Here is a 4,015-nt window from a genome sequence, read left to right on the forward strand (position 1 = left end):
TGACGTAGCCGTCCACCTTCGCGAAGAGCGTGTCGTCCGAGCCGAGCCCGACGTTGAGCCCGGGCCGGAACCGCGTCCCGCGCTGGCGCACGAGGATCGAGCCGCCCGTCACGAACTGGCCCGCGAAGCGCTTCACGCCCAGCATCTGAGGGTTCGAATCCCGCCCGTTCCGCGAGCTGCCGACGCCTTTCTTGTGCGCCATGCCCTAGACCTCGATCTTCATGATGCGGACCGTCGTGGCCGCCTGGCGGTGCCCCCGGTGGCGGCGGTAGTTCTTGCGTCGCTTGAACTTCACGATGGACACCTTGCGGCCACGCCCCTGGCGCAGGACCTCGGCGGAGACCCGCGCGCCCTTGAGCGCCGTCGGCTCCGCGATGACCTGGCCGTCGCGCGTGACGAGGAGCACGGAGCGGAACTCGACCGTCGCGCCCCGGTCCCCGGGGAGCTTCTCCACCGAGATGACCTGGCCGGGCGCCACGCGATACTGCTTGCCGCCGGTTGCGATGACCGCTTCCATGGACCCTGGACCTTCCTAGAAGGGAGTTATGACGAGCACCTATGAGACCACACGGCGCCGCTCCGCGTCAACTCCGGCGGGGTCCGCGAGGCCGATCAGGCGGTCTTCATGTAGTCGGCGAGGCGCTTGCGCACGAAGAGGCGCGAGCGGTGGACACGCGACTTCACCGCCGGCAGGCTGATGCCGAGCGCCTCCGCGATGTCCGGGTTCGACAGGCCCTCGACGTCGTGGAGGACGAGCGCCGTCCGGTAGTCCGGCGGCAGCGTGTCGATCGCCTCCGTGAGGACCTCCCGCAGCTCGCCCTGGAGCGCCCGCTCATCCACGCGATTGGACCAGTCGTCCATCGGCTCGAAGTGGCGGCCGCCCGCGTCGAGCGCGGGCAGCACGTCGTCCAGCGCGACCTCCGCGGCCTTGGTCCGGCGGGAGCGCAGCTTCTGGTAGGCCGCGTTCGCGGCGATGCGGTAGAGCCAGCTCCCGAACGCGGACTCGCCCTTGAACGTGTGGATCTTGCGCGCCGCGGTCCAGAGCGCGTCCTGCGCCGCCTCCTCCGCGTCCTCGTTGGACCGGGTGATGCGGAGCGCCAGGCGGTAGACGCGATCGCCGAACCTGTCCACGAGATGCTCGGGCGCGGCGGGATCGTCACGGCGGAGCGCCTCCACGAGCCGCGCGTCCTCGTCCACCCGCTGCGCGTCCAGGGGCGTCACGTCCCGGGCTCGTAGAGGGCGAGGTAGCGCTTGAGCTCCTCCACGCACTGCTCCATGACCCCGATGTCCTTCGTCAGCTTCGTCAGGAGGATCGCGCCCTCGAGCGAGGCCACGAGGAAGTGGGCGACCGCGTCGGGCCGGCACGCCTCGCCGACGTCGCCGCGCCGGCGCGCTGCCTCGAGCGCGTCGTGGAGCCGCGCCTGCCACGCGGCGAACACGCGCGCCAGGCGCGTGCGGAAGCCCTCGTGCACGTCGGACAGTTCCGCCACGAGATTGCCGAGCGGACAGCCGCCCACGCAGTTGCGCTGGCGCTGCGCCTCGAGCACCCGGTCGAGGAAGCAGCGGATCTGAGTCAGGGGCCGCGCGGCGGGGTCCGAGAAGCACGGCTCGAGCGTGCGCTCGAGGAAGGAGGCGACGATCTCGTCGAGGATCGCGTAGCCGAGGTCTTCCTTGCTCTTGAAGTGGTAGTAGAAGTTCCCCTTGCCGACGCCGCTCTCGCGCAGGATGTCGTCGAGCGTGGTGTGGTTGTAGCCGTGGACGTGGATGAGCCGTGTCGCCGCGGCGAGGATGACCTCGCGCGTGGACCTGCCCTCCTTCGTCTTCGTCCCCTGGTCGCTCGTCTTGGTCGTCGTCATCTGTACCAACCGGTCGGTACATAGAATACAGGCCGTCGGCCGATAAGGCAAGTCGAGAGATCACCGATGCTATTTCAGCTACTTACGGCTCAGAAGAGCGGCGCGGCGACGCGGAGCGCGGCCATCACGACGGGCTTGGGATAGAGGCCGAGCGCCACTACGCCGGCGACGCAGATGATCAGGGCGAGCGCCAGGGTTCCGGAAAGTCGGACGCGCTCGGGCCGCTCGGGCGGCTCGATGTACATGCGCCGCGCCACGACGAGGTAATAGAAGAGCGCGACGACCGTGAGGACCGCCCCCAGCAGCACGAGCCAGTAGAGCCCGGCCTGCGCCGCCGCCCAGAAGACGTAGAGCTTCGCCCAGAAGCCGGCGACGAACGGGATGCCGCCGAGCGAGAGCAGGAAGATCAGCATCGCCAGCGCGAGCAGGGGCGAGCGCTGCGCGAGCCCGCGGAACGCGGCCGTCGCCTCCGAGCCCTCGGAGCGCGCCACCGCCTCGACCACGAGGAACGCGCCCATGTTCCCGAAGACGTACGCGACGAGGTAGAAGAGCACCATCGCCACGCCCGACGCCGAGGCCGCCGCGAAGCCCACGAGCATGTAGCCGATGTGCGCGATCCCCGAGTACGCGAGCAGGCGCTTCACGTTCTGCTGCGGGAGCGCCATCAGGTTGCCCGCGACGATCGTGAGCGTCGCGAGCCCGGCGGCGACGGGGAGCCACGCGGCGGCGCGCTCGCCCGCGCCCTCGAAGTAGACCCGGAACAGCACCACGAAGCCGGCGGCCTTCGGCGCCACGCTGAGCCAGGCGACGAACGGCGTGCTCGCCGCCTCGTAGGTGTCCGGCACCCACATGTGGAACGGGAACGCGGCGATCTTGAACGCGAAGCCCGCGAACGCCGCGAGCAGGCCGAGCAGGAGGAGCGGGTGGCCGCCCGCCGCCGCGCGCGCCACCCGCGCGAGGTCGGTCGTGCCGGTCGCGCCGTAGACGAACGAGAGCCCGTAGGCCAGCACCGCCGACGACACGCTGCCGACGAGGAAGAACTTCAGCGAGGCCTCGACCGCCTCGTCCTGGCGCTTGAAGAAGCCCGCGAGAACGTAGAGCGGGATGGACATGAGCTCGAACGCGACGAAGAGGAGGATCAGGTCCCGCGCCGACGCGAGCACGAGCATGCCGAGCAGCGACGCCAGGACCAGGAGGTGGTACTCGCCGGCGCGCCGGCCGCGCCCGATCTCCGGCGTCGAGACAGACGCGAGGAGGCCGATGAACGTCGCGCCGAGGAAGAGGCGCTTGGCGAAGAGCGCGAGCCCGTCCTGCACGAACATGCCGCCGAGCGCCGGCCCCGCCGGCTCCGCGAGGAAGCTCGCGAGGGTGAGCGCCAGCACGCCGCCGGTCGCGAGCCAGGAGATCGCCCGCCGGTCGGCGCCGCGATGGACGAGGTTCGCCGCGAAGACGAGCAGCAGCAGGGCGGCGAGGCCGAGCTCCAGCGGGAACACGCGCGCCAGACCGGGCGTCACGGGCCCAGGATCCGTGTGAGGAGCGGCACGGTCGCGGTGTCCACGGGGGCGAGCGCGAGCGCCGGCGCCATCCCGAAGATGACGAGCACCGCGACCAGGAGGACGAGCGCGACCCACTCGGGCCCGCGCGCGTCCTCGAGGTCGTGGAAGTGCGGCGAGGCCGGGCCCCAGAAGATCTGCTTCGCGACCCGCAGCACGTAGACGGCCGTGAGGAACGTGCCGGCGACCGCCGGGAAGAGCCACCAGCGGTGGCCGGAGCGCCACGCCCCCATGAAGGTCAGGATCTCGGCGATGAAGCCCGCGGTCGCCGGCAGGCCGAGGGAGGAGAGGCCGCCCACCGTGAACGCGGTCGCGATGCCGGGCATGGCCCTGCCGAAGCCGCCCATCCGCCCGATCTCGCGCGAGTGCGCCTTCTCGTAGACGAGCCCGACGAGGGCGAAGAAGAGGCCGGTCATGATCCCGTGGGCGAACATCTGGAAGACCGAGCCGTTGAGCCCGGCCTCCGTCAGCGTGGCGGCCCCGAGCATGACGAGCCCCATGTGCGAGACCGACGAGTACGCGATGACGTACTTGAGGTCGGTCTGCGCCATCGCCGCGAGCGCGCCGTAGACGATGTTGACGCAGGCGATCGTCCCCACGAGCCAG

At 70.8% G+C, this 4,015-nt stretch carries 6 protein-coding genes; all 6 read right to left on the reverse strand.

The features are described from left to right. The coding region (rpmA, locus tag VKG64_03295) for a 50S ribosomal protein L27 (GenBank protein ID HKB24056.1) at window positions 1-202 on the reverse strand (202 nt) is incomplete at its 3' end. A 3-nt stretch (window positions 203-205) separates the two neighbouring features. After that, window positions 206-517, reverse strand: coding sequence for a 50S ribosomal protein L21 (gene rplU / locus VKG64_03300; protein ID HKB24057.1), 312 nt, complete (start codon window positions 515-517; stop codon window positions 206-208). Window positions 518-612: 95 nt separating this feature from the next. After that, complete coding sequence (locus VKG64_03305) at window positions 613-1,221, reverse strand: sigma-70 family RNA polymerase sigma factor (GenBank protein ID HKB24058.1); 609 nt, start codon at window positions 1,219-1,221, stop codon at window positions 613-615. Then, window positions 1,218-1,856, reverse strand: a complete 639-nt coding sequence (locus tag VKG64_03310) for a TetR family transcriptional regulator C-terminal domain-containing protein (GenBank protein HKB24059.1) — start codon at window positions 1,854-1,856, stop codon at window positions 1,218-1,220. Before VKG64_03310 ends, VKG64_03305 begins: the two co-directional genes overlap by 4 nt. A gap of 89 nt (window positions 1,857-1,945) precedes the next feature. After that, window positions 1,946-3,370: an NADH-quinone oxidoreductase subunit N gene (locus VKG64_03315; GenBank protein ID HKB24060.1), complete on the reverse strand. Its 1,425-nt coding sequence runs from the start codon at window positions 3,368-3,370 to the stop codon at window positions 1,946-1,948. Further along, on the reverse strand, window positions 3,367-4,015 hold a 649-nt coding region (locus VKG64_03320; GenBank protein HKB24061.1), incomplete at its 5' end, for a proton-conducting transporter membrane subunit. The genes VKG64_03320 and VKG64_03315, both read right to left, overlap by 4 nt.

Source organism: Candidatus Methylomirabilota bacterium, from assembly GCA_035260325.1.
In the GTDB taxonomy this organism is placed as follows: Bacteria; Methylomirabilota; Methylomirabilia; order Rokubacteriales; family CSP1-6; genus AR19.

What these genes read in the sequence shown, in the direction of transcription:
- rplU (HKB24057.1), bottom strand. Translation starts at nt 517, where the DNA reads ATGGAAGCGGTCATCGCAACCGGCGGCAAGCAGTATCGCGTGGCGCCC.
- VKG64_03310 (HKB24059.1), bottom strand. Translation starts at nt 1,856, where the DNA reads ATGACGACGACCAAGACGAGCGACCAGGGGACGAAGACGAAGGAGGGC.